General features: G+C 61.2%; 18 protein-coding genes and 1 riboswitch. Of the genes, 7 read left to right on the plus strand and 11 right to left on the minus strand.

Features of this window, described 5'->3' with window-relative positions; all coding sequences use genetic code 11:
- Nucleotides 1–793 precede the first annotated feature (793 nt).
- The 3 genes from cpdA to HBJ59_RS05260 all read right to left on the minus strand — a co-directional run bounded on the left by cpdA (nucleotide 794) and on the right by HBJ59_RS05260 (nucleotide 2,766).
- Nucleotides 794–1,609, minus strand: a complete 816-nt coding sequence (cpdA, locus tag HBJ59_RS05250) for a 3',5'-cyclic-AMP phosphodiesterase (RefSeq protein ID WP_167663432.1) — start codon at nucleotides 1,607–1,609, stop codon at nucleotides 794–796.
- Nucleotides 1,610–1,708: 99 nt separating this feature from the next.
- The gene (locus HBJ59_RS05255) at nucleotides 1,709–2,158 is read right to left on the minus strand and encodes a DUF1249 domain-containing protein (RefSeq protein ID WP_003209507.1); all 450 of its coding nucleotides are present in this window, start codon (nucleotides 2,156–2,158) and stop codon (nucleotides 1,709–1,711) included.
- Entirely contained in the window at nucleotides 2,149–2,766 is a 618-nt protein-coding gene (locus HBJ59_RS05260) for an NUDIX domain-containing protein (RefSeq protein WP_167662911.1), read from the minus strand. The genes HBJ59_RS05255 and HBJ59_RS05260 overlap by 10 nt, the downstream gene beginning before the upstream one ends.
- 211 nt (nucleotides 2,767–2,977) lie before the next feature.
- On the opposite strand from HBJ59_RS05260, the gene HBJ59_RS05265 reads away from it, so the two are divergent.
- Nucleotides 2,978–3,724, plus strand: a complete 747-nt coding sequence (locus HBJ59_RS05265; protein WP_167662912.1) for an RsiV family protein — start codon at nucleotides 2,978–2,980, stop codon at nucleotides 3,722–3,724.
- Here the strand turns inward: HBJ59_RS05265 and cytX are convergent.
- Nucleotides 3,693–4,982, minus strand: coding sequence for a putative hydroxymethylpyrimidine transporter CytX (cytX, locus tag HBJ59_RS05270; protein ID WP_167662913.1), 1,290 nt, complete (start codon nucleotides 4,980–4,982; stop codon nucleotides 3,693–3,695). The two genes, HBJ59_RS05265 and cytX, sit on opposite strands and share 32 nt — an antisense overlap.
- A 189-nt stretch (nucleotides 4,983–5,171) precedes the next feature.
- Complete coding sequence (thiC, locus tag HBJ59_RS05275) at nucleotides 5,172–7,076, minus strand: phosphomethylpyrimidine synthase ThiC (protein ID WP_008439122.1); 1,905 nt, start codon at nucleotides 7,074–7,076, stop codon at nucleotides 5,172–5,174.
- A 145-nt stretch (nucleotides 7,077–7,221) separates the two neighbouring features.
- A riboswitch (TPP riboswitch) is annotated at nucleotides 7,222–7,327 on the minus strand.
- Nucleotides 7,328–7,522: 195 nt separating this feature from the next.
- Between thiC and HBJ59_RS05280 the strand changes: the two genes are divergently transcribed.
- On the plus strand, nucleotides 7,523–8,962 hold the full coding sequence (locus HBJ59_RS05280; protein WP_076015522.1) for a TolC family outer membrane protein: 1,440 nt from the start codon (nucleotides 7,523–7,525) through the stop codon (nucleotides 8,960–8,962).
- 122 nt (nucleotides 8,963–9,084) lie between these two features.
- On the opposite strand, the gene waaA is transcribed toward HBJ59_RS05280, so the two are convergent.
- Together waaA and HBJ59_RS05290 are read right to left on the minus strand one after the other, a co-directional pair.
- Complete coding sequence (waaA, locus tag HBJ59_RS05285) at nucleotides 9,085–10,362, minus strand: lipid IV(A) 3-deoxy-D-manno-octulosonic acid transferase (RefSeq protein WP_167662914.1); 1,278 nt, start codon at nucleotides 10,360–10,362, stop codon at nucleotides 9,085–9,087.
- Between the two features lie 23 nt (nucleotides 10,363–10,385).
- On the minus strand, nucleotides 10,386–11,276 hold the full coding sequence (locus HBJ59_RS05290; protein WP_076015520.1) for a LysR family transcriptional regulator: 891 nt from the start codon (nucleotides 11,274–11,276) through the stop codon (nucleotides 10,386–10,388).
- A 200-nt stretch (nucleotides 11,277–11,476) separates the two neighbouring features.
- On the opposite strand from HBJ59_RS05290, the gene HBJ59_RS05295 reads away from it, so the two are divergent.
- The 4 genes from HBJ59_RS05295 to HBJ59_RS05310 all read left to right on the plus strand — a co-directional run bounded on the left by HBJ59_RS05295 (nucleotide 11,477) and on the right by HBJ59_RS05310 (nucleotide 14,876).
- Complete coding sequence (locus tag HBJ59_RS05295; protein ID WP_003209492.1) at nucleotides 11,477–11,812, plus strand: multidrug efflux SMR transporter; 336 nt, start codon at nucleotides 11,477–11,479, stop codon at nucleotides 11,810–11,812.
- 69 nt (nucleotides 11,813–11,881) lie between these two features.
- Complete coding sequence (locus tag HBJ59_RS05300; protein ID WP_167662915.1) at nucleotides 11,882–13,057, plus strand: FAD-binding oxidoreductase; 1,176 nt, start codon at nucleotides 11,882–11,884, stop codon at nucleotides 13,055–13,057.
- Nucleotides 13,054–13,866: an aldo/keto reductase gene (locus tag HBJ59_RS05305; RefSeq protein ID WP_167662916.1), complete on the plus strand. Its 813-nt coding sequence runs from the start codon at nucleotides 13,054–13,056 to the stop codon at nucleotides 13,864–13,866. Before HBJ59_RS05300 ends, HBJ59_RS05305 begins: the two co-directional genes overlap by 4 nt.
- A 41-nt stretch (nucleotides 13,867–13,907) precedes the next feature.
- Nucleotides 13,908–14,876 (plus strand): metal ABC transporter ATPase, encoded by a 969-nt coding sequence (locus tag HBJ59_RS05310; RefSeq protein ID WP_076015517.1) that lies wholly within the window; start codon nucleotides 13,908–13,910, stop codon nucleotides 14,874–14,876.
- Nucleotides 14,877–15,009: 133 nt separating this feature from the next.
- Here the strand turns inward: HBJ59_RS05310 and hldE are convergent, their stop codons facing one another.
- The gene (gene hldE / locus HBJ59_RS05315) at nucleotides 15,010–16,431 is read right to left on the minus strand and encodes a bifunctional D-glycero-beta-D-manno-heptose-7-phosphate kinase/D-glycero-beta-D-manno-heptose 1-phosphate adenylyltransferase HldE (protein WP_076015516.1); all 1,422 of its coding nucleotides are present in this window, start codon (nucleotides 16,429–16,431) and stop codon (nucleotides 15,010–15,012) included.
- Between the two features lie 97 nt (nucleotides 16,432–16,528).
- Nucleotides 16,529–18,334: a lipid A export permease/ATP-binding protein MsbA gene (gene msbA / locus HBJ59_RS05320; protein WP_167662917.1), complete on the minus strand. Its 1,806-nt coding sequence runs from the start codon at nucleotides 18,332–18,334 to the stop codon at nucleotides 16,529–16,531.
- 159 nt (nucleotides 18,335–18,493) lie between these two features.
- Between msbA and HBJ59_RS05325 the strand changes: the two genes are divergently transcribed.
- Nucleotides 18,494–20,371, plus strand: coding sequence for a bifunctional O-antigen ligase/aminoglycoside phosphotransferase family protein (locus tag HBJ59_RS05325; RefSeq protein ID WP_167662918.1), 1,878 nt, complete (start codon nucleotides 18,494–18,496; stop codon nucleotides 20,369–20,371).
- Nucleotides 20,372–20,437: 66 nt separating this feature from the next.
- On the opposite strand, the gene HBJ59_RS05330 is transcribed toward HBJ59_RS05325, so the two are convergent.
- Both HBJ59_RS05330 and HBJ59_RS05335 read right to left on the minus strand, forming a co-directional pair.
- Nucleotides 20,438–21,322, minus strand: a complete 885-nt coding sequence (locus HBJ59_RS05330; RefSeq protein WP_167662919.1) for a glycosyltransferase — start codon at nucleotides 21,320–21,322, stop codon at nucleotides 20,438–20,440.
- A complete protein-coding gene (locus HBJ59_RS05335) occupies nucleotides 21,319–22,467 on the minus strand; it encodes a glycosyltransferase family 4 protein (protein WP_167662920.1) in 1,149 nt (382 codons plus the stop codon). The genes HBJ59_RS05330 and HBJ59_RS05335 overlap by 4 nt, the downstream gene beginning before the upstream one ends.
- Nucleotides 22,468–22,480 lie beyond the last annotated feature (13 nt).

The following is a 22,480-nucleotide window of genomic DNA, read 5'->3' on the forward strand; positions in this document are numbered from 1 at the left end:
TTTGAAAAGCGCAAAAGTAAGCAAAACGCTCTTGCCCCACCACTCGGCACCTCGCCTAGGCTCGGTGTGCCCTCACTCCGGCTTTGGACCGTGGGCCGCCGCGATGGGCCATCCTTGGCCCAGCGCGGCTAACCCGGCGTCCTGCCGGGTTACCCACGCTCCAAAGCCTACGTTCGGCCAGCGTGGTTTAACGGGGCGCCTAAGATCAAGATCAAAAGCAGATCAAGAGCACAGCGGCCTACCGGCCGGCTTGAGTGTGGTGAAGCAACAGCAGGAGCAACAGCAAAACCAGAAGCGGTCACGGTCCAAATGTGGGAGCGGGCTTGCTCGCGAAGGTCGTTAACGATGACGCGGGCATCCTGATTCAACGCGGCGYTCTCAGGTTTTTCGCGAGCAAGCCCGCTCCCACAGAAAAGCAGCTCTGCTTTCGCTCTGGATCTTGCCTCTGCTTCTAACACTCAAGCCGGCCGGTAGGCCGCTGTGCTCTTGCTCTTGCTTTTGATTTTGATCTGACTGCCCCATTCAGCCCGAGGCCGAACGCAGGTATTGCGGAGCGGGTAAACCGGCAGGACGCCGGTTTAGCCGCGCCGGGCCATGGATGGCCCGTCGCGGCGGCCCGCGGAGTAATGCCGGAGTGAGGGCACACCGAGCCCCAGCGAGGTGCCGACAGGCGGGGCAGAGCGTTTTGGTTACTTTTGACTGGGCCGGCATTCCGGCTTTTCAAAAGTGACCCGCTGTAAGAGCGGAACCCTAGGCAGCCGTTACCCAAATAACGGATATGCCCCCAAAACCATCAATACCCATCACTACCGTAATCCACCTGAAACACAAACCCCTCAACCCGCTCCACACCCGTTTCCAACCGCCCGTCGGCATGCAACCGCAGCCAGCGATACCCAGGCGCCTGCTCACTCACTTTGAAATCCTCACTCCCGGGAGCGAACTGAATACAGGTAGAAGGCGAAGCCAACAAACGCACCCCATTACGCTCCCGGTCAATTTCCTGATGCACATGCCCCCAAAGCACCGCCCGCACCTGAGGAAACCGATCCAGCACCGCAAACAGCGCCTCAGGATTACGCAAACCAATAGGCTCCATCCAAGCGCACCCAATCGACACCGGATGATGGTGAAAACACACCAGATGATGCCGAGTCGGCGCCTCACTCAACGATTGCGCCAACAGTTGCAGTTGCTGGTCCTGCAAATACCCCGGCACCGAGCCCGGCACCGCCGAGTCCAGCAGGGTGATCCGCCAGTTACCCACATCCACCACCGGCTCCAGCAAGGCACTGTTGATCGCTGCTTGCAGCATCACCTGCGGCTCATCGTGATTCCCCGGAATCCAGCGCGCCGGCGCTTCAATCTGCCGGGTCATGTCACGAAACGCCTGATACGACTCCAGCGTGCCGTCCTGGGACAAATCCCCGGTGGCCAGCACCAGATCAATCTGCGGCTGCTGCGCCAGCACCAGTTCGATGACCCGTTGCAGGCTCTCGCGGGTTTTCATGCCCAGCAGCCCGCCGTCCGCCGCGGCAAACAGGTGGCTATCGGACAACTGCACCAGCAACGCCGGAGCGTCAGGGTTCAAGGCGGATACGCTCGGCAAGGCGTTCTCCCAGGGCGTGATCACAGGAATGGACATTTGAGGCGATTATGCTGGGGCAGGACACAAAGAGGAAACCCGTGAAGCGGACACAGTTCACATCTATCGAACGACTTCGAACTCGTGGCCCAGGGCCAGGCAGTGGCTCAACCATTCGCCGAGGAACACATTGAGCTGTGCTTTCTCATCGGGCTGGTGCATGAACACATTGGGGTAAGGATAGATGCTGCGAAAGCGTCGCGCATGTTCGGCGCTGATCACTTCGGCCATGCGCGCGTCGTGGTACACCTGCACTTCCAACTGCGGCACCGGCAACCAAGGCAGGCTGTGCTCCTGGCGCACCCGCAGGGTGGTGGTGTACGGGCAATTCACGATCACTTCCAGGGTCAGCACGCCGAGCATCTGGTCGCCGTGGGTCACGGCGATGCGCCGCGCCTCGGGGGTGTGGCGCATGTCCGGCAGCAGCCGCATCAGCCGTGCATAGTTGGCCTCGCAGGCCGCTTGCAGCCCGATCAGGTCAACCCGATATCGCTCCCGTGCCTTTACTGCCATAACCCCCTCACTTCCGCGCGATTAAGCGCAAGCCATTGCAGGGCAATAATGCTCGCTGCGTTGGAAATTTTACCGTCACGTACCGCTTGCAGGGCGTCTTCAAAGGCCCAGACGCTGACGCGGATATCTTCAGCTTCCTCTTCCAGTCCATGGATGCCACCGGCCCCGGCGCTTTCGCAACGGCCCAGGAACAAGTGGACAAATTCGGTGCTGCCACCCGGCGACGGAAAGTACTTCGTGATCGGCCAGAGTGCAGAGAAGGTAAGGCCAGCTTCCTCTTCGGCTTCGCGGTGTGCAACCTCCTCCGGTTGCTCATCTTTATCGATCAGGCCGGCGACCATTTCGATCAGCCACGGGTTGTCGGTACGGCCCATGGCGCCTACGCGAAACTGCTCGATCAGCACCACTTCGTCGCGCTGCGGGTCGTAGGGCAGCACACACACGGCGTCATGACGAACAAAGACTTCGCGATTGAGCTCACGGCTCATGCCGCCATCAAACTTCTCGTGCCGCAGCTTCAGCCGATCCAGTTTGTAGAAGCCCTTATAGGCATTGTCGCGCTGAACAATCTCAACCTTGCTCGGCGTCGATTTCGCTGTGTCCGTCATATCAACCCTCGTTTTTTGCCTTGCGGTATCGAGGCGGCCTCGACATCGCGCCATCCTAACGCGCCCGTGCCCCTTGATGCAGCCCCTTTCCGGTTGCCGGGATAGACGGCGGGCGTCAAACTCACTCTAATCAGCTTAGTGGCGAACTGACTGCCTTGTCGGTAGTCGAAGCTCCACATTTTCACCTTTCCTCGATTTATGAAGGACACACATGTCGCTTTTAAAAATCGCCTCCATGGCCTGTATCGCCTTGACCCTGGGTGCTTGCCAGAGCCTGTTCCAACCGAGCTATCTCAAGCCGCTGGACACCACCGCCGACGCCTCCGAGCAGATCAAACCCGGCTGCAGCAGCCCGGATTGCCCGCTGGTAAACATCGACACCGTGCACTTCCCGTCCGAGCCACAGCTGGACCAGATCATCGAACAGCGCCTGCTGCAGATGGCCCGTACCTCGCCGAGCCAGAGCATGCCCGCTACCCTGAACGCCTACCGCGACAAGTTTTTGCGTGAGTCGCCTGACCGCAACAGCATGTACTTGCAGGCCAAGGTACGTGAGCAGCATGACGGACTGGTGATCATCGAAGTGTCCAGCTATCTGGACACCGGCACCGCCCATGGCGAGCCGGGCCGCGGCTTCATCAACTATTCACGCCTGCTGCACAAAGAGCTGAGCCTGACCGACATGCTGTTGCCGGGTCAGGAAGATGCGTTCTGGAAGACCGCAAAAGTCGCCCACAACAACTGGCTGATCAACTCGCAGATGGACCGCGACCCGGAGTTCGTGAAGAGCTGGCCGTTCCAGAAAACCCCGAATGTGGCGTTGACCAGCAATGGCGTGGTGCTCAAGTACAACGTGACCACCATCGCCCCGTACGCATTGGGGCTGATCGAAATGACCATCCCCTATGCGCGCCTGACTGGCGTGATCAAGCCTGAGCTGGTGCCCGCACGCCACTGAAGGCCCGGCCCAGGATGAAGTGCAACAGCCCTGCCAGCACCAGCGCCGGCAGGGTCGCGCCGACATCCGGGTACAGATTCGCCAGCAAGTGATAAGTACTGACGCCACCGAGCCAGGCCAACAGCGCCGGCCAGCGTAGGTTGGCAGCGACGCCAAGGCCACGGCGGCGCAGGATAAAGTGATCCACCAGCACCACGCCGAACAGCGGCGCGAACACAGAACCGATCAGCAGCAGGAAGTTCTGGTACTGCGCCAATGGCGCAAAGCAGGCGATCAGCGTGCAGATAACACCAATGGCCAGCGCCAGGTGCTCGACTTTCAAACGCAACAGAATCCCGCTGGACACCGCCGCCGAGTGAATATCGGCGAAGGCATTTTCTGATTCATCCAGCAGAATCAGCAGCAGCGGAATCCCCAGGCCCGCCCCGGCCAATGCCAGCAGCAACGCATTCACTTCACCGCTCGGCGCAAACGCCAGGGTGTAGGCCACGCCCAGGCTCATCAGCCAGAAGTTACCGATGAAGAAACCCAGCGCCGTGCCGCCGAACACGTTTTTCGCGCGTTTGCCGAAGCGTGAGTAGTCGGCTATCAACGGCAGCCAGGACAACGGCATGGCGATGGCGATATCGAAGCCAACGGCGAATGGCATCGAACCGTCACCGGCCTGGGCCCAGAGTGCGGCCAGGTCGGCTTTGGCGAACAGGTTCCAGGTCAGCCAAAGGCAGGCGGCCAGCAGCAGCCAGATGCCCCACTTGCGCAGGACCTGCCGTACGAAGGTCAACGGACCGCTGACGGCGAGCAAGGTCGCGAGGGCGCCGAATACAAGGGTCCAGAACAGCGGACTGGCCAGCAGGCTGCCTTCACTGAACGCGCGGGTGCCCAGCAGGCTGGCGGCGTCGCGCATAACGATGATTTCGAACGAGCCCCAGCCAATCAGCTGCAATAGGTTCAGCAGCGCCGGCAGGCTTGCGCCCTTGATGCCGAGACTGAGTTTGAGGGCAGCCATGGAGGACAGGCCGGTGTCGCTGCCAATCACGCCGACGGCGGCCAGCAGCAGGACGCCGACCAGGGTGCCGAGGAAGATCGCCAGCAACGAGCCGGACAGGCCCAGGCCCGGCGCCAACAGCGCGCCGGTTTGCAGGACCATCAGGCCGATGCCCAGGGAGAACCACAGGGAAAAGAGATCGCGGGCGCCGAAGACGCGCTTGTCTAAGGGGACTGCAATGTCGGGAGAGTAGGTACTCGCTTGAATGCTCAAGGGTGTTATCTCAGAGGGACACTATTATTTGAATCAGGAAACCCCCCTGTGGCGAGGGAGCTTGCTCCCGCTGGGCGGCGAAGCCGCCCCAAAACCTGCAACTGATGAGTGTCAGTTAAAACACCGATCCAGATTCCGGGAGCGCTGCGCACTCCAGCGGGAGCAAGCTCCCTCGCCACAGGTTCTGATTCAGACCTTTTTGTACAGCTGGCTACCTTCCTGCTTGAACCGCTCCGCCTGCTCCGCCAGTCCCTTGGCCACGTCCACATCCACCGCCTCAATGCGCTGGTTGGCCGCGTACTCCCGCACTTCCTGGGTGATTTTCATCGAGCAGAATTTCGGCCCGCACATCGAACAGAAATGCGCGACCTTGGCCGAGTCCTTCGGCAAGGTTTCGTCGTGGTACGAACGCGCCGTGTCCGGGTCCAGGCCCAGGTTGAACTGGTCTTCCCAGCGGAATTCAAAGCGCGCCTTGCTCAATGCGTTGTCACGAATCTGTGCCCCCGGATGCCCCTTGGCCAAGTCCGCCGCATGCGCTGCGATCTTGTAGGTGATGATCCCGGTCTTTACGTCATCCTTGTTCGGCAGGCCCAAGTGTTCCTTCGGCGTGACGTAGCAGAGCATGGCGCAACCGAACCAGCCGATCATCGCCGCACCGATACCCGAGGTGATGTGGTCATAACCCGGCGCGATGTCGGTGGTCAGCGGGCCGAGGGTGTAGAACGGCGCCTCGTCGCAGCACTCCAGCTGCTTGTCCATGTTCTCCTTGATCAACTGCATCGGCACGTGGCCCGGACCTTCGATCATGGTTTGCACGTCGTGCTTCCAGGCAATCTTGGTCAGTTCGCCGAGGGTTTCCAGTTCACCGAATTGTGCGGCGTCGTTGGCGTCGGCAATCGAACCCGGGCGCAGGCCATCTCCCAGGGAGAAGCTGACGTCATAGGCCTTCATGATTTCGCAGATTTCGTCGAAATGGGTGTAGGTGAAGTTCTCTTTGTGGTGCGCCAGGCACCACTTGGCCATGATCGAACCCCCACGGGAAACGATGCCGGTGACGCGCTTGGCGGTCAGCGGCACGTAGCGCAGCAGCACGCCGGCGTGGATGGTGAAGTAATCGACGCCCTGCTCGGCCTGTTCGATCAGGGTGTCGCGGAACAGCTCCCAGGTCAGGTCTTCAGCGGCGCCGCCGACTTTTTCCAGAGCCTGGTAGATCGGCACGGTACCGATCGGCACCGGCGAGTTGCGGATGATCCATTCGCGGGTTTCGTGGATGTGTTTGCCGGTGGACAAGTCCATCACCGTGTCCGACCCCCAGCGAATGCCCCACGTCAGTTTCGCCACTTCTTCTTCGATGGACGAACCCAGGGCGCTGTTGCCGATGTTGCCGTTGATCTTCACCAAGAAGTTACGGCCGATGATCATCGGTTCCAGCTCGGTGTGGTTGATGTTGGCCGGGATGATCGCGCGGCCACGGGCGATTTCTTCGCGCACAAATTCCGGGGTGATGATTTTCGGCACGCTGGCGCCGAAGCTGTGGCCGGCGTGTTGCTGGTCCAGCAGGCCTGCGGCACGGGCCTCTTCCAGCTTCATGTTTTCGCGGATGGCAACGTATTCCATCTCGGCGGTGATGATGCCTTTGCGGGCGTAGTGCATTTGGGTGACGTTAGCCCCGGCCTTGGCGCGGCGCGGGTTCTTCACGTGGGCGAAACGCAGGGCAGTCAGTTCGGCATCGCTCAGGCGCTGTTGGCCGAAGTGCGAGCTCAAGCCCGAGAGGCGCTCAGTGTCGCCACGGGACTCGATCCACGGCGAGCGCACATCCCCCAGGCCTTTGCGCACGTCGATGATCACATTCGGGTCGGTGTACGGGCCGGAGGTGTCGTAGACCACCACGGGCGCGTTGATTTCACCGCCGAAGTCGGTGGGGGTCACGTCGAGGCTGACTTCGCGCATCGGCACGCGGATATCCGGACGAGTGCCCTGGACGTAGATTTTTTGCGAGCGGGTAAAAGGCTGTACGGAACCGGAGTCGACCTTGGCCGATTCACTCAGGTGCACGGTATTTTTTGATTTTTGGCTTTTTAATTCGATGCTCATCACGGGCTCTCCAACTATCCAGGCGGTGGATTTTTGTCGGAGTGAACCTGTGACGGATGGACGCACTGTGACAGTGCTGTGCTTGGCGCACGGGCTGTTCGATTGTCGAACAACATCCCGGACGAAGCACAAGAGGACTCGCCGGGTGACGAGAAATCTTGTTCCCTACGCAGGCGCTAACCTGATCAGGTTCAACGGGATCCGGTATTTACCGATCTCAGCCTTCCAACAAGGCACCCCGACAAGAACGCAGTCAGTCTAGACCATGGAGCAGGCAAATTGCCAACGGCGGTGCATTCATCGTGATGAATGGCGTAATTACAGGATTGTTGTGCCGTGATAGCGCCACTACACTCGGTGACTGCTTGAGGTCTTGACGCCAGGAATCGGCCGCCTTAGCCTTGGGCACCAAATTATCGCCGTAATATTATTCTAGGGATCGCCTCATGCTGCGCAAACTTTCACTGGCTCTCGCCGTGTCTTGTGCGACCAACGGACTGGTCTGGGCAGCTGAAGCGCCCCTGACGACCAAAACCGACCTGGTCAGCGTCTACCAGGAAGCGGTGGACAACAACGCCGACCTGGCTGCTGCCCGCGCCCAGTATGGCGCGCAGAAAGAAGTGGTGCCCCAGGCACGCGCCGGCTTGCTGCCGAACCTGTCGGCCGGTGCCGACATCAATAATGTGCGCACTCAGCTCGATCAACCTGCGGCCACGGTCAACCGCGATGCGCATTCCTGGCGCGCGACCCTGAGCCAGCCGCTGTTCCGCGCCGATCGCTGGTTCCAGTTGCAGGCTGCCGAAGCCGTCAACGAACAGGCTTCGCTGCAACTCTCGGCCACCGAACAGAACCTGATCCTGCAAAGCGCCGAAAACTACTTCGCCGTGCTGCGGGCCCAGGACAACCTGGCCTCGACCAAGGCCGAAGAAGCGGCCTTCAAGCGCCAACTGGACCAGTCCAACGAGCGCTTTGACGTAGGCCTGTCGGACAAGACCGACGTGCTGCAATCCCAGGCCAGCTACGACACCGCCCGCGCCAACCGGATCCTGGCCCAGCGCCAGGTGGACGACGCCTTTGAAGCGCTGATCACCCTGACCAACCGCCAGTACAACTCGATCCAGGGCATCGTGCACACGCTGCCGGTGCTGCCGCCGTCGCCGAACGACGCCAAGGCCTGGGTCGAAACCGCCGGCCGCCAGAACCTGAACCTGCTGGCCAGCAACTACGCTGTCACCGCCGCCGAAGAAACCCTCAAGCAACGCAAGGCCGGCCACGCGCCGACCCTGGACGCCGTGGCGCAATATGAAAAAGGTGACAACGACGCCCTGGGTTTCAGCAACCCGAGCGCCTTCGGCCAGCCGTATCAAGGTGACGTGTCGCAACGCACCGTGGGCTTGCAGTTGAGGATCCCGCTGTACAGCGGCGGCCTGACCAGCTCGCAAGTGCGCGAATCCTATTCCCGCCTCGGACAGACCGAGCAGCAGCGCGAAGGCCTGCGTCGCCAGGTGGTGGAAAACACCCGCAACCTGCACCGCGCGGTGAACACCGATGTGGAGCAGGTGCAGGCGCGCCGCCAGTCGATCATCTCCAACCAGAGCGCAGTGGAAGCCACGGAAATCGGTTACCAGGTGGGCACGCGCAATATCGTCGATGTGCTGGACGCCCAGCGCCAGCTCTACACCTCGGTGCGCAACTACAACAACAGCCGCTATGACTACATCCTCGACAACCTGCGCTTAAAGCAGGCGGCGGGAACGCTGAACCCGGGGGATTTGCAGGATCTGGCGCGGTATTTGAAGGCCGACTACAACCCGGACAAGGACTTCCTGCCGCCGGACCTGGCCAAGGCGGCCGCGGCGCAGTTGAAGGCTAACCCCGGTTACTAAGACTGCCGAATAACTCAATGTGGGAGCGGGCTTGCTCGCGAAAGCGGTGTATCAGTCGACTTATTCGCTGACTGACACTGCGCATTCGCGAGCAAGCCCGCTCCCACATTTGATTTGTGTTGTTAGTGGTTGAGCAGTCTGCCCAACCCGTCCAGCAAACGCTTCAACGCCCCCTGATTGGCGCGCATCACCGCCAGCCCCGCCTGCCCCATCTTCTGCGCGTCACGCGGCAGCTCGAACAAGCGCTGCACCGCCACCGCCAGACCCTCGGCATCGTCCACTTCCTGCAACGCCCCGGCGTCGCGCATCATTGCGCTGATTTCAAGGAAGTTGAACACGTGCGGCCCGCAAATCACCGGCTTGGCCAATGCCGCCGGCTCCAGCGGGTTATGCCCGCCCGTGGCGACCAGGCTGCCGCCGACAAAGGCGCTGTCGGCCAAGGCATACAAGAACAACAACTCGCCCATGGTGTCGCCCAGCAACACGGAAGTCTGCGCCGTCACCGCCTCGCCGCTGGAGCGACGCACGGTGGCGAAGCCTTGCTGCTGGCACAGCTCGAACATCGGGCTGAAGCGCTCTTGATGGCGCGGCACCAAAATCAGCAAGGCATTGGGATAGCTGGCGAGCAACTGGCGATGGGCGGCGAGTACCACTTCATCTTCGCCTTCGTGGGTGCTGGCGGCTATCCACACCGGGCGTTCGCTGGCGTGCCATTGCTCACGCAAGGCGGCGGCGCGCTCCAGCAGTTGCGGGTCGATGGTCAGGTCGAACTTGATCGAGCCGGTGACCTCGACGGTCTCGGGCCGTGCACCCAGGCTGCGAAAACGCTCGGCCTCGGTTTCGGTCTGTACGGCGAACAGGCTCATTTCCGCCAACATCGGCGCCGTCAGCTTGGCGAAACGCCCGTAGCCCTTGGCCGACCGGGCCGACAACCGTGCGTTGGCCAATGCCACGGGGATCCCGCGCTTGGCGCACTGATGAATATGGTTGGGCCACAGCTCGGTCTCCATGATCACCGCCAGTTTCGGCTGCACACGATCGAGAAACCGCTTGGCCGCACAGGGCAAATCGTACGGCAGGTAGCAGTGCTGGATGCGCGGCTCGTTGGCGAACAATGCCTGGATGCGCTCGGAACCGGTGGGCGTCATGCAGGTGACGGTGATCGGTAGCTGTGGATAACGTTCCAGCAGCCCGCGGATCATCGGCGCAGCGGCGATGCTTTCGCCCACCGACACGGCGTGCACCCAGATCCCGCCAGGCTGCATCACCGGCAAGCCATAGGAAAAGCGCTCACCCACGCGCTTCGCGTAAGCCGGCGCCTTGCGTGAGCGCAGCCACAGACGTAAAGCCACCAACGGCAGCGCCAGGTAAAACAGACAGCTGTAGAGAGTTCTATTCATGGCGGCGGAGTTTATCGGCTTTTTCAGTCGATCGCCTGCAAGCACTCGGCAAAACGCTCTGCGAGGAAACGCGCGGCCGGGCCGAGGGGTTCGTCGCGGCGCCAGACCAACTCCACCACCAGCGCCGGCGGGGTCCATTCGCTGTTCAGTTCGACCATCTGGTTCTGATAGGCCGGATACTGCACCACATGCCGTGGCAACCAGGCCCAACCCAGGCCCCGCGCCAGCCATTCGGCCAGCACGTAGAAACTGTCAGCCCGCCACACTTGCGGGCTGGCGGCCTCGCTGCCGGGATACACACTGGTCTGAGTGGCCATTAGCAACTGGCGAAACTGTGCCAGGCGCTGGCAATCCACGAACTGTTCCTTGGCCATGGGATGACCGATACCGCACACGGTCACCATCTCCACACTGCCCAGCACCCGACGCTCCAGCGCTTCGGGGATTTGATCGTGATAGAACAGCAGGCCCAAATCGGCCTTGCGTTCCACCAGTTTGCGTGCGACATCGCCTTGGGCCGCGCTGGACAACTGAACTTCCAGGCTGGGAAATTTTCCCGCCAGCGCTTCGAGGCTATCAAGCACCGGCTGATAGAGCATGGCTTCATCCTGGGCCAGGCGCAGGCGCGCCTCTTCGCCGCGCATCAACGACAAGGCGCGGCCATTCAGGCGCTCACACTGGCGCAAGACTTCCCGCGCCTCTTCGAGCAATGCCGTGCCGGCCTCGGTCAAACGGGGCTGGCGGCCGCTGCTGCGATCAAACAGACACAGGCCCAGGTCCGCCTCCAGTAACGCAATCCCATTGCTGACCGCCGACTGCGCCCTGCGCTGGTCCCGTGCCACCGCCGAAAACGAGCGCTGCTCCGCGACGCTGACAAACAGGCGCATCTGCTCAAGACTCCACTGCACGCTCATGGCTCAACCCATCTTTAATTCGGATAGGTAATGACTTTACCGCATCTGGAAACTCTCTAGAATGCCGACCTTTGTAGGAGCGAGCTTGCTCGCGAAAAACCCGAGAGCGCCGCGTTCAAACAGATGCGCTGCGTTATCGTTGACGATTTTCGCGAGCAAGCTCGCTCCTACGGTTGAACCCCTGTACCGAGGATTTACCCATGAACGCCGCCTACTATTACCTGGCCATTGCCATCTGCTCGGAAGTGATCGCCACCGTTTCCATGAAAGCGATCAAGGGTTTCAGCACGCCGATCCCGCTGTTGCTGGTGATCGTCGGCTACGGTGTGGCCTTCTGGATGCTGACGCTGGTGGTGCGCACCGTGCCGGTGGGCGTCGCGTATGCAGTGTGGGCCGGGATGGGCATCGTGATGGTCAGCATCGCCGCGCTGTTTATCTATGGGCAGAAACTGGATATCCCGGCGATGCTGGGGATGGGCCTGATTGTGCTTGGGGTGGTGGTGATTCAGTTGTTCTCGAAAACGGCCGGGCACTGATCACCGACAAATCGCCACCGCGCTGTGCCTGTATACTGCGCCTCTTGTCTTGAACACTGAGGTCGCTGCATGCCATCCGTTATTTCCACCGACGTTCTGATTGTCGGCGCCGGGGTTGCCGGCCTCTGGCTCAATGCGCGCCTGCGCCGCCAGGGCTTTTCCACGGTGCTGGTGGAAAGCGCCACCCTCGGCGGCGGGCAAAGCGTGAAGTCCCAGGGGATCATCCATGGCGGCGCGAAATACGCACTGCACGGCGCCCTGACCGGCGCCTCCGAAGCCATCGCCGACATGCCCCGCCGCTGGCGCGAAGCCCTGGCGGGCAACGGCGAGCTGGACCTTTCCGGCGTGCGCCTGCTGTCCGAAGCCCACTATCTGTGGTCGCCGGGGACTATCGCCGGCAACCTCACCAGCTTCTTCGCCAGCAAGGCCGTGCGTGGCCGCGTGGACCAAGTGAAGGGCGATGACCTGCCACCGGCCCTGCAAGACCGCCGCTTCAAGGGCAAGGTCTACCGCCTGGCCGAACTGGTGATCGACGTCCCGAGCCTGATCGAACGCTTGGCGCAACTGGCCGGTGACGGCCTGCTTGCCGGGGAGAAGATCGAACCGTTAATGGAAGACGGCACGCTGGCAGGCCTGAAGATCGATGGCCGCGAGATCCGCGCCCAACGTATCGTACTCAGCGCCGGTGGCGGTACCGCTGACCTGCTCAGTGCCCTGGGCCTGAGCCAGCCCGCGATGCAACGCCGACCGCTGCACATGATCATCGCCAAGGGCCCCGGCCTGAAGCCGCTGTATGCCCACTGCCTGGGTGGCGGCACCAAGCCGCGTATCACCGTTACCACACACCCCGCCGCCGACGGCAATTGGGTGTGGTACCTGGGCGGCGATATCGCCGAGGCCGAAGGTGTGGCCCGTACCCCGGAGCAACAGATCGCCACGGCACAAAAAGAGCTGGCGCAGCTGCTGCCCTGGATCGATATGAGCCAAACCCAATGGGCGACCCTGCGCGTGGACCGCGCCGAGCCGTTGCAGTCAGGCCTGACCCGCCCGGACAACGCCTTCCTCGCCGAGCAGGATCGCCTGTTGGTGGGCTGGCCGACCAAGCTGGCATTGGCGCCGGACTTCGCTGATCGGGTGATCAACGCACTGGAACGTGACGGCATCAAGCCAAGCGCCACGGAAAAACTGCCTGAACTGCCAAAACCCGCCATCGCCCAACCTGCCTGGGAGCAACTGCTGCCATGACCCTGCCGACCCTGCATGACCTTCATCGCCCGCTGGGCAGCACCGGCCTGCTGGTTTCGCCGCTGGGCCTGGGCACCGTCAAGCTGGGCCGCGACCAAGGGGTGAAATACCCCAGCGGCTTCCAGATTCCCGATGACGATGCCGCGCGGATGCTGTTGCGCCAGGCCCGGCAATTGGGCATCAACCTGATCGACACCGCACCCGCCTACGGCCGCAGCGAAGAACGCCTGGGCCCGCTATTGCGCGGCCAGCGCCAGGAATGGGTGATCGTCAGCAAGGTGGGTGAAGAGTTCGCCGAGGGCGTGTCCCATCATGATTTCAGCGCGGCCCATACCCGACTGTCTGTGGAGCGCAGCCTGAAACGACTTGAAACGGATTTTATCGACCTGGTGTTGGCGCACTCCGACGGCAACGACCTGCATATCCTCAATGACTGCGAGGTTTACCAGACCCTGGCGGACCTCAAGCGCGAGGGCAAGATTCGCGGTTTTGGCTTCTCCGGTAAAACCGTCGAAGGCGGCGTAAAGGCTCTGGAACAAGGCGATTGCGCCATGGTCACCTACAATCTGAACGAACAGGCCGAGAAAGCCGTCATTGATTATGCCGCCGACCATGGCAAAGGCATCCTGGTGAAAAAGGCACTAGCCAGTGGCCATGTCTGCCTCGAATCAGGAGTGGATCCAATTCACGCCAGTTTCATGTTGTTGTTTGCGCAAACCGGCGTCGCCAGTGCTATTGTCGGGACCATTAATCCGCTGCACCTCGCCCATAACGTAGCGACCGCTGCCAAGGTCATTCGCCAACTCTGATGCCGCCGACGCGGCCGACCCCGACGCAAGAAGGAGCCGACATGGCGCGAACGCTCATTAGAAAAAACCCGAGTAACTTTAAAACACTGCCGCTGCATGTCGAAGCCACGCCCGAAGGCTTGAGTTACCAGAGCGTTGGCATGCCGCTCAACTTCGCCCAGACCCTGCAACGGCGCAAGCCGGTGGAGGTGCAAGACACTGAGCGTTTCGTACTGGAACTGGCCAATCTTGGCGTCTCGGTACGCCTGACGCTGCACTGGCAGAACCGCGATTACTGGGTGCTGGTGCGCCAGCGCCGGCAAGACCGCGGCGATGTGGTGCTCAAGCTGATCTCCGGTTATGTGCCGGCCCACGAACTGAACCTGCCACTGCACACCGCCATTCAGGAAATCGCCGAGGAATGCCTGCTGGAAACCCCGGAAGGCTGGCTGGGCGGGCGCTTCAACGACACCTGGCTACCGGCGCCCTACTCGTCTGCCCTGCACTACCGCGAAGCGTTGCCGTTTCGCCTCTCGCCGCTGTCCGGGGCCGCGCGCCCGGTGCGCTGCGCCACCATGCAATTGATTGAGCGACCACGCGCTTACGTGCACCTGCCGACGGCTTCGCTGCAGTTGATTTATGACTTGCGCCTGGAAGTGCCCAAGGAAGCAAAGTCCCTGAGCCTGTTTCATGTGGACGAGCGACTGGAAGGCGATCAACTGGTGGCCCGCCTGGACCGTCAGCGTCCGGACTTGTACCTGATGCCCCTCAAGGACGGGCAGCCGTGTGCAGAGCTGTATACCTTGAAGAAGGATCAGCTGTATCCGGCGAGTACGCGAGGGTTATATCTGGCTGAGAGCTTTGCACAGCAGGAAGGCTGGGTGGTGCGTGATGAGCGAATCCGCTGGAAGGATTGGCTGCGGCAGCAGGGGCTGAGCGCGCCGGAGAAAGAGTCGAAGTTGAAGCGGTTGACGGGTAAGGCGCGGCAGATCTTGCGCAAGATTGTGCCGAAGAAAAAAGCCAACCGGTAACCGGACGTCAGGTCGCGGCGGTCGAATGTGGGAGCGGGCTTGCTCGCGAATGCAGTGTGTCAGTCACTGCATCTGCCAACTGATCCACCGCTTTCGCGAGCAAGCCCGCTCCCACACAAGCCCGCTCCCACCATCAGTTATTGCGGATCTTCTCGACGATCGCCGTAGTCGAGCTGTTTTCCACCAGCCCCAACACTTTGACCTTGCCACCGTAAGCACTGACGATATCGGCACCGACCACCTGGTCGACCGAATAATCACCGCCCTTGACCAGTACATCCGGCTTGACCTGAGCCAGCAGGTTTTCCGGGGTCGCCTCGGCAAAGCTGATCACCCAGTCCACCGCCCCCAACCCCGCCAGTACCGCCATGCGACGGTCGACACTGTTGATCGGACGCCCCGGCCCTTTCAGGCGGCTGACCGATGCATCGTCGTTGACTGCAACGATCAAGCGATCGCCTTGGGCCCGCGCCTGCTCCAGGTAGGTCACGTGACCGGCGTGGAGAATGTCGAAGCAACCATTGGTGAAGACGATGCTCTCGTTGTGGGCACGGGCATCGTCAATCGCCAACAGCAGTTGCTCAAGGCTCAACACACCACGCTCCGAACCTTCCTCACGCTGGATAGCACGACGCAGTTCAGGGGCGCTGATGGCCGCCGTACCGAGCTTGCCGACCACGATACCCGCCGCCAGGTTGGCCAGGGCCACCGCGTGGGGCAGTTCCTCGCCTGCTGCGATTGCCGCGGCCAGGGTGGAAATTACCGTGTCGCCGGCACCGGTCACGTCGAACACTTCACGGGCTCGCGCCGGCAGGTGCATCGCCGGCTGATCAGGGCGCAGCAAGGTCATGCCGTGTTCGCCACGGGTTACCAGCAAGGCGCCCAAGTCGAGGTCGGCCATGAGCTTGGCGCCCTTGGTCACGAGCTCGTGCTCATCGACGCAACCGCCGACGATGGTTTCAAATTCGCTGAGGTTCGGCGTGATCAGGCTGGCGCCCCGATAAATCGAGAAGTCCTTGCCCTTGGGATCCGCCAGCACCGGAATGCCCCGGGCCTTGGCGGCCTGGATCAGCATCTGGTGGTTTTTCAAGGCGCCTTTGCCGTAGTCGGACAGCACCAGCACCTTGATGCCTTCGAGCAACTCGTCGACCTGGGCACTGAGGGCCAGGGCGTCGGTGGCGAAGGGTTCTTCAAAATCTATACGCAGCAATTGCTGGTGACGGCTCATGACCCGCAGCTTGACGATGGTCGGCTGATGCGGGATGCGCTGGAACAATGCACGCACGCCAGCGCCACGCAGGCTGTTGGCCAGGCTGTCGGCGGCTTCGTCGTCGCCGGTCACACCCACCAGGGAGGCCGGGGCGCCGAGAGCGGCAATATTGAGGGCAACGTTGGCAGCGCCACCTGGACGGTCTTCGATTTGCTCGACCTTGACTACCGGTACCGGTGCCTCAGGGGAAATCCGTGAGGTACCGCCATGCCAGTAACGGTCGAGCATGACATCGCCGACCACCAAGACAGGGGCTTGATCGAATCGCGGCATGGACAACTTCATGGAGCAACCCACATACAAAATGAACAGGGGCGCGATATTACCACAGGGTTGTCAAAGGCTTGTGCAATGTAGGAGCCGGCAAGCCGGCTCCTACAAATCAGGTGATGTCGGCCGGGATCGGCGCGTCCAGGCCCATGGCGTGCAGGCGCGCGTAATAACCGTTTTGCGCCAGCAGTTCGCCGTGGGTACCGCGCTCGACGATTCGGCCATCGTCCATGACCAGGATCAGGTCGGCCTTCTCGATGGTCGACAGGCGGTGGGCGATGACCAGCGTAGTACGGCCTTGCATGACCTTGTCCAGGGCTGCCTGGATATGGCGCTCCGACTCGGTATCCAGCGCCGAGGTCGCCTCGTCGAGGATCAGCAGCGGAGCGTTCTTGAGCAAGGCCCGGGCAATTGCCAGGCGCTGGCGTTGGCCACCGGACAGCAGCACGCCGTTTTCGCCGACCTGGGTATCGAAGCCTTTAGGCAACTGGTCGATGAAGTCCTTGGCATAAGCATCGGCCGCCGCCGCCTCGACATCGGCCCGCGGCGCGCCGGCCAGGTCACCGTAAGCGATGTTGTTGGTCACGGTGTCGCTGAACAGGGTCACGTGCTGGGTCACCTGGGCGATGTGTCGACGCAGGTTGAGCAGGCGATAGTCTTCGATTTCCACGCCATCGAGCAGAATCTCGCCGCTCTCGTGGTGGTAGAAACGCGGGATCAGGCTGGCCAGGGTCGACTTGCCGCTGCCCGAACGGCCTACCAGGGCAACCATCTGCCCGGGCTCTGCGGTAAAGGTAATGTCCTTGAGGACATGGCGCTCGGTGCCCGGGTAGGTGAAGTTCAGGTTGCGCACTTCCAGGCGACCGCTGACCTTGTCGCGCTCGATGGTGCCGAGATCGATTTCCACGTCTTCGTCCAGTTGCTCGAAAATGCTTTCGGCACCGGCCACGCCTTTCTGGATGGTCGAGCTGACTTCAGAGAGCTGGCGAATCGGCTTGGGCAACAGGCCGGCCAAGGTGATGTAGGCCACCATGTCACCTGCAGAAGCATCACCGCGAAGGTACAGAACCAGGAACATCAGCACCGCCATGGCGCTGTAGATCACCAGTTGCAGCGCCGGCGTGTAGATCGCGCCGGTACGGGTCATGCGCAGTTGCTTGTTGGTGTTGCTCAGGCTGGCCTTGAGGAAGCGCTTCTGCTCATACACCTCACCGCCGAAGCTGCGCACCACGCGGTAGCCCTGGATGGTTTCCGAGGCGACGTGGGTGACGTCACCCATCGCCACCTGGATCTTCTTGCTCTGCTTGCGGAATTTCTTGCTCGCGGTGCTGACCATCACGGCAATCAACGGCAGGATGGCAATCATCACCAGGGTCAGGCGCCAGTTCATATAAAGCAACGAGGCGAACAGGAAGATCACCGTCATGCCTTCGCGAATCACCACTTTGATGGCATCGGTCGCCGCACCGGTGACCATGGTCACGTTGAAGGTGATGCGGGAAATCAGGTGCCCGGAGTTGTGATTGTCGAAATAGCGGTTCGGCAAGGTCAGCAGGTTGTTGAACAGTTGCACCCGCAGGTCATGCACCAGTCCCAGGGACACCTTGGCCAGCAAGTAGTTGCCCAGGAACGAACCGAGGCCCTGCCAGGCGGCGATCAGGATGATCAGCAGCGGCACGGCCTGCAGCAGTTGCAGGTCCCGCAGGACAGGTACCGTGGGGAACAACACCGCTTCAGGGTTGGACAGGCCGTCGACGAAGTACTTGAGGATGTAGCCCAGCATCGGCTGGGTCGACGCGAAAATCAGAAAGCCGACGATACTCAGCGCGAACAAGCCGGCATAAGGCTTAACGTAGCTGAGCAGACGGAAGTATATTTTCAAGCTCGAAGGGCTTGCGCTCGGACTGGAGTCGGTCATATCACGCGGCGGTTTTGAAAAAGGAGGCTGACTTTAGCACAGCTTCTCTGTTGTACTTGCACGCAGCACAACCGCGGCCCCGTTGGATCCAACGGGCGACATTGTATAGCCACTACTTTAGTATGGTCGGCTTTCTTTATTCTGGAACGGCTTTTCTGTATGCAATCCAAGCGCCTTACATATGGCTCAAACCGCGTTTTCGACTTCCTCTGTCTGTGGATTCTGCCCATCGGCTTGTTGCTGCTCCTGAGTGCGCTGTTCTTCGTTACCAATCGAAATGTGCTGCACAGGTTTTACTACCTGCTGTTCGCCGCACCGACACTGTTGCTGCTGTGCCTGCGCCCGACGGAGCTCAAGCAGGTATTGCGCGAGCCCCTGGCGATTGCCTTCCTGGTTTTCTCGGGCTGGGCGCTCACCAGCCTGCTCTGGAGCCCTGAGGCCACGACAGACTCCGACCTGTTCAAGCGGCCACCGAATACCTTCACGCTGTTTGCCGGTTTCGGACTGTTGCTGCATTACCGCAACGAACTGTTCAAACCGATCTTCTTCTGCGCCGCGCTGATTGCGCTGGTCTCCAGTGCCTGCAGCCTGGTGGCTTTTGCTCCCCACTTCTCGGAGGGGGCGCGAATGATCGGCGGGCGCGGGGCTCTTGATAATCCGCTGCTGAGCTCTCACGTATTCGGATTCTTCTGCGTTTACTGGCTGTACGTATGCATGACCACCAAGCGTGTGCACGTACTCTGGTTCAGCGTTCCGGCACTGGCAATCATGGCCGCTGCGGTGCTGGCTACCGGATCGAGAACGCCGTTGGTTGCACTGGTCCTCGCCGTACTCTGGATCAGTTTCATCACTCGCAATCGGCGCTCGGCCCTGCTGATCGCTTGCATGGTGCTGGGAGCAGCGGCGATATTGCTGTTCTATCCCGAACTGATCACCAATCGTGGCAGCTCCTTCCGCCTCGAACTCTGGGGCATGTCACTTGAGCGTATCGCCGAACATCCCTGGATCGGCCACAGCTACGACTCAGAGCTGTACCTGACCATCGCAGGCGGTACCGAACTGCGTGAACCCCACAGCTTTGCCCTGGGCGTGATCTATTACGTCGGCATCATCGGCTTCATCCCATGGGCCTTCATGCTCGGTTGGGGCCTGTACAAAAGCCTCAAGGAACGTGCACAGCCGTTGTTCATCCTGGCCTCTTCCCTGCTGGCCTACGGCATCGGTGCCGGCCTCACCGAAGGCGGCGGCATTCTCTCGCGGCCAAAAGAGCACTGGTTCCTGCTGTGGATCCCGCTGGCACTGATCGCCGGCCTGAGCATCGCCCAGCGTCGCCGCAGCCTGCTGCGCATGCCGGTACAACGCCTGAAACCTCAAGACTTCGAACAGTTGTGCGCCCACGCCCACGTGATTGAAGCCGACGGCCTGGGGCCCAAGGTCCTGCGCCTGGAGGATGGCAGCTTCCTCAAGCTGTTCCGCCCTCGTCGCTGGTACACGTCAGGCAGCTTCAATCCCTATTCGGAGCGCTTTGCCAGCAACAGCGAGCAGTTGCGCGCATTGGGGATTCCATCACCGGCCATCCTCAATCTCTACCAACTGCAGGACGCCAGCAGCGCCGTACGTTATCAGCCGCTGCCCGGGCTGACCCTGCGCCAGGCCCTGCAAAGCCTGGACAGCAGCCTGCGAGAGTCGCTGATTGAGCGTTTCGGCGGGTTCATGGCCCAGCTTCACGAGCGCGGGGTGTACTTCCGCTCCCTGCATTTGGGCAACGTGCTGTTGATGGATGACGGCGAGTTCGGCCTGATTGACGTGGCCGACATGCGCATCTACCCGTCGGCTCTGCGTAACGCCCTGCGCCAGCGCAACCTGCGGCACATGCAGCGTTATCCTCAGGATCGCAACTGGTTGTTCGAAACGCATTTCGAGCAATTGGCCAAGGGCTATGCCTCGGTTGCCTCACCAAGCGCCACGGCGAAGATCCGTGAACAGGTGCTGAAGCTCAATCGTCCGGTCGCACAGGTCGCGAACCCGGCCAAGTGATGGTTTGAACCGCTGAGGTTCCAAGCCCCTGGCCATTGCGCTATACGCAATGGCCAGGCCAGAGCCCTATGAACTGCGCTGCGGTGCCAGATACAGCCGCACCAACCCACGCAAGGTCTTGCGACCCCAGAACTTCAAGGGAATCTGCTTGAGGATCTCCCGCGCCAGCGGGCGGTCGCGGTCGGCTGTCTTGAGGAACATCGAGTTCAGGAAGTTGTAGCGAACCTGATCATAGGCCGGGTGATCGCTGAACAACCCGTAGGTCTTGAGGATGTTCTGGATCATGTAGCGATGATTCTTGTACGTATTGGTCGCGTGCTGGCGATAGCGCGCCATCACCACGCTCAACACGTCAATGGTGTAGCCGGCGTGGGCAATCTTCAATTCGATCAGCAAGTCTTCCAGCGGAATCAGTGGATCGAACCCCCCGACCTCTTCCAACGCCTGCCGGCGGATCATCAGGGTCGGTGCGGGCGGAAAGGGTTTGCGGTCCAGGAACAGGTCATCGAAATCCAGGCTGCGAAACGGCAAATCGCGGCGCTGCTTCTTCTCCGGGTACGGCTTGCCGTCACCATCGATCAACTCGATATTGCCGGCACAGATGCCCACCTTCGGCTTGCCTTCCATGTAGGCAACCTGAGTGGCAATACGCTCGGGCAGCATGATGTCATCGGAACCGAATGGCGCGATCAGGCTGCCTTTGGCCCGGGCGATGGCGCCATTCAGGGTGTTGGTCAGGCCCTGGTTCTGCTGAACCTGGAAGTCAAACCCGTGCTCGGCCTGCAAGCGCTGGATGCGCTCTACGCTGTCATCCTTGGAACCGTCGTCCACCACCAGTAATTCGATGTTGGCGTAGGTCTGGCCAAGCACACTGAGGATGCTCTGCTCGATGTACGGCCCGTGGTTGTACGACGCGATGATCACGGTGACCAAAGGTTGCTGCAGACTCATGCTTTACCTACTTCGCGCAGACCGGTTTCGATCAGGTTCAAATACTTGTGCCGGAACTCGTCCAGGGTGTGGTTTTCTTCCAGGTAGCGGAACACTTGCTCGCCCTTGGCACGCAACTGCTCATCGCTCAACGCCAGGTAAGTGTCCAGCGCCACCGCCAGTTGCTCGACGTTGCCCGGGTCATGGGACAGGCCGCCCGCACCTTCCACCAACGGCAACATCGCCGGGCCATTGGAGGCGATCACCGGCAAATGGCCGCTCATGCCTTCCAGCAGCGCCAGGCCCAGCCCCTCGAACAGCGAGGGCATGGTCCAGATGTCGAAACCGCGCACGTACTTCATGCCATCTTCACGAAAGCCCAGCAGGTGTGCACGGCCGGTCAGGCCCAAGCGCTCGATGTCAGCACGCAGGTCCGCTTCGGCGCGACCAGAGCCGATGATCCCCACCTGAGCCTCAGGGTATTTGTCCTTGAGGATGGCGAAGGCTTGCAGCAAATGGGTGTGGCCCTTGATCGGTACCAGGCGACCCAGAGCACCAATCATCCGCGCCTCCAGCGGCACGCCCAGAGCCTTGCGCGCTTCATCGCGCGGCAACTGCAAGGCTTCGGCCTGGGGGATGTCGATGGCATTGGTGACAAAGGTGGTGTTTTCACGGGTGAACCCACAGTTGAGGTCCACCAGGTAATCCCTGACCGCAGCCGACACCCCGACAAATCGCCACGCCGGGCTGACCCACTTCTGTGTCTGGCGGCGACGATAGCCACGGGCGTACTCGCCAAAGCCGTGGGAGATGCCGATGCACAGGGGAATCTTCAACCAGCGGTTGAGGGACAGCATCATGTTCACCGACTTGAAGCGGTTACAGATGACCACGTCGAATTTCTGCTCGCGGCAGTATTTGTAGATCTGCCACATGGCGCCAAAACGGATGCCCTTGAGGGACTTTTCCGGCAGCTCGAAGTAATGGGAGTGTTCAGCCACGCTCAGGGGCTGGCCGGGCAGCGGACGGCCGCTGAGAAACCCGGATGTGACCTCGAAACGTTCAGCCGGCAAAGCCTTGACGATCTGCTCGCCGAGGTCGGCGAAGTCGTGGGTCTTGACGTTGTAGTCCGGCTGTAACTGCAAAACCTTGAAACGAGGTTTCATAACTCTCCATGCT

The sequence above is a fragment of the Pseudomonas sp. AN3A02 genome, assembly GCF_011765255.1.
GTDB lineage: Bacteria > Pseudomonadota > Gammaproteobacteria > Pseudomonadales > Pseudomonadaceae > Aquipseudomonas.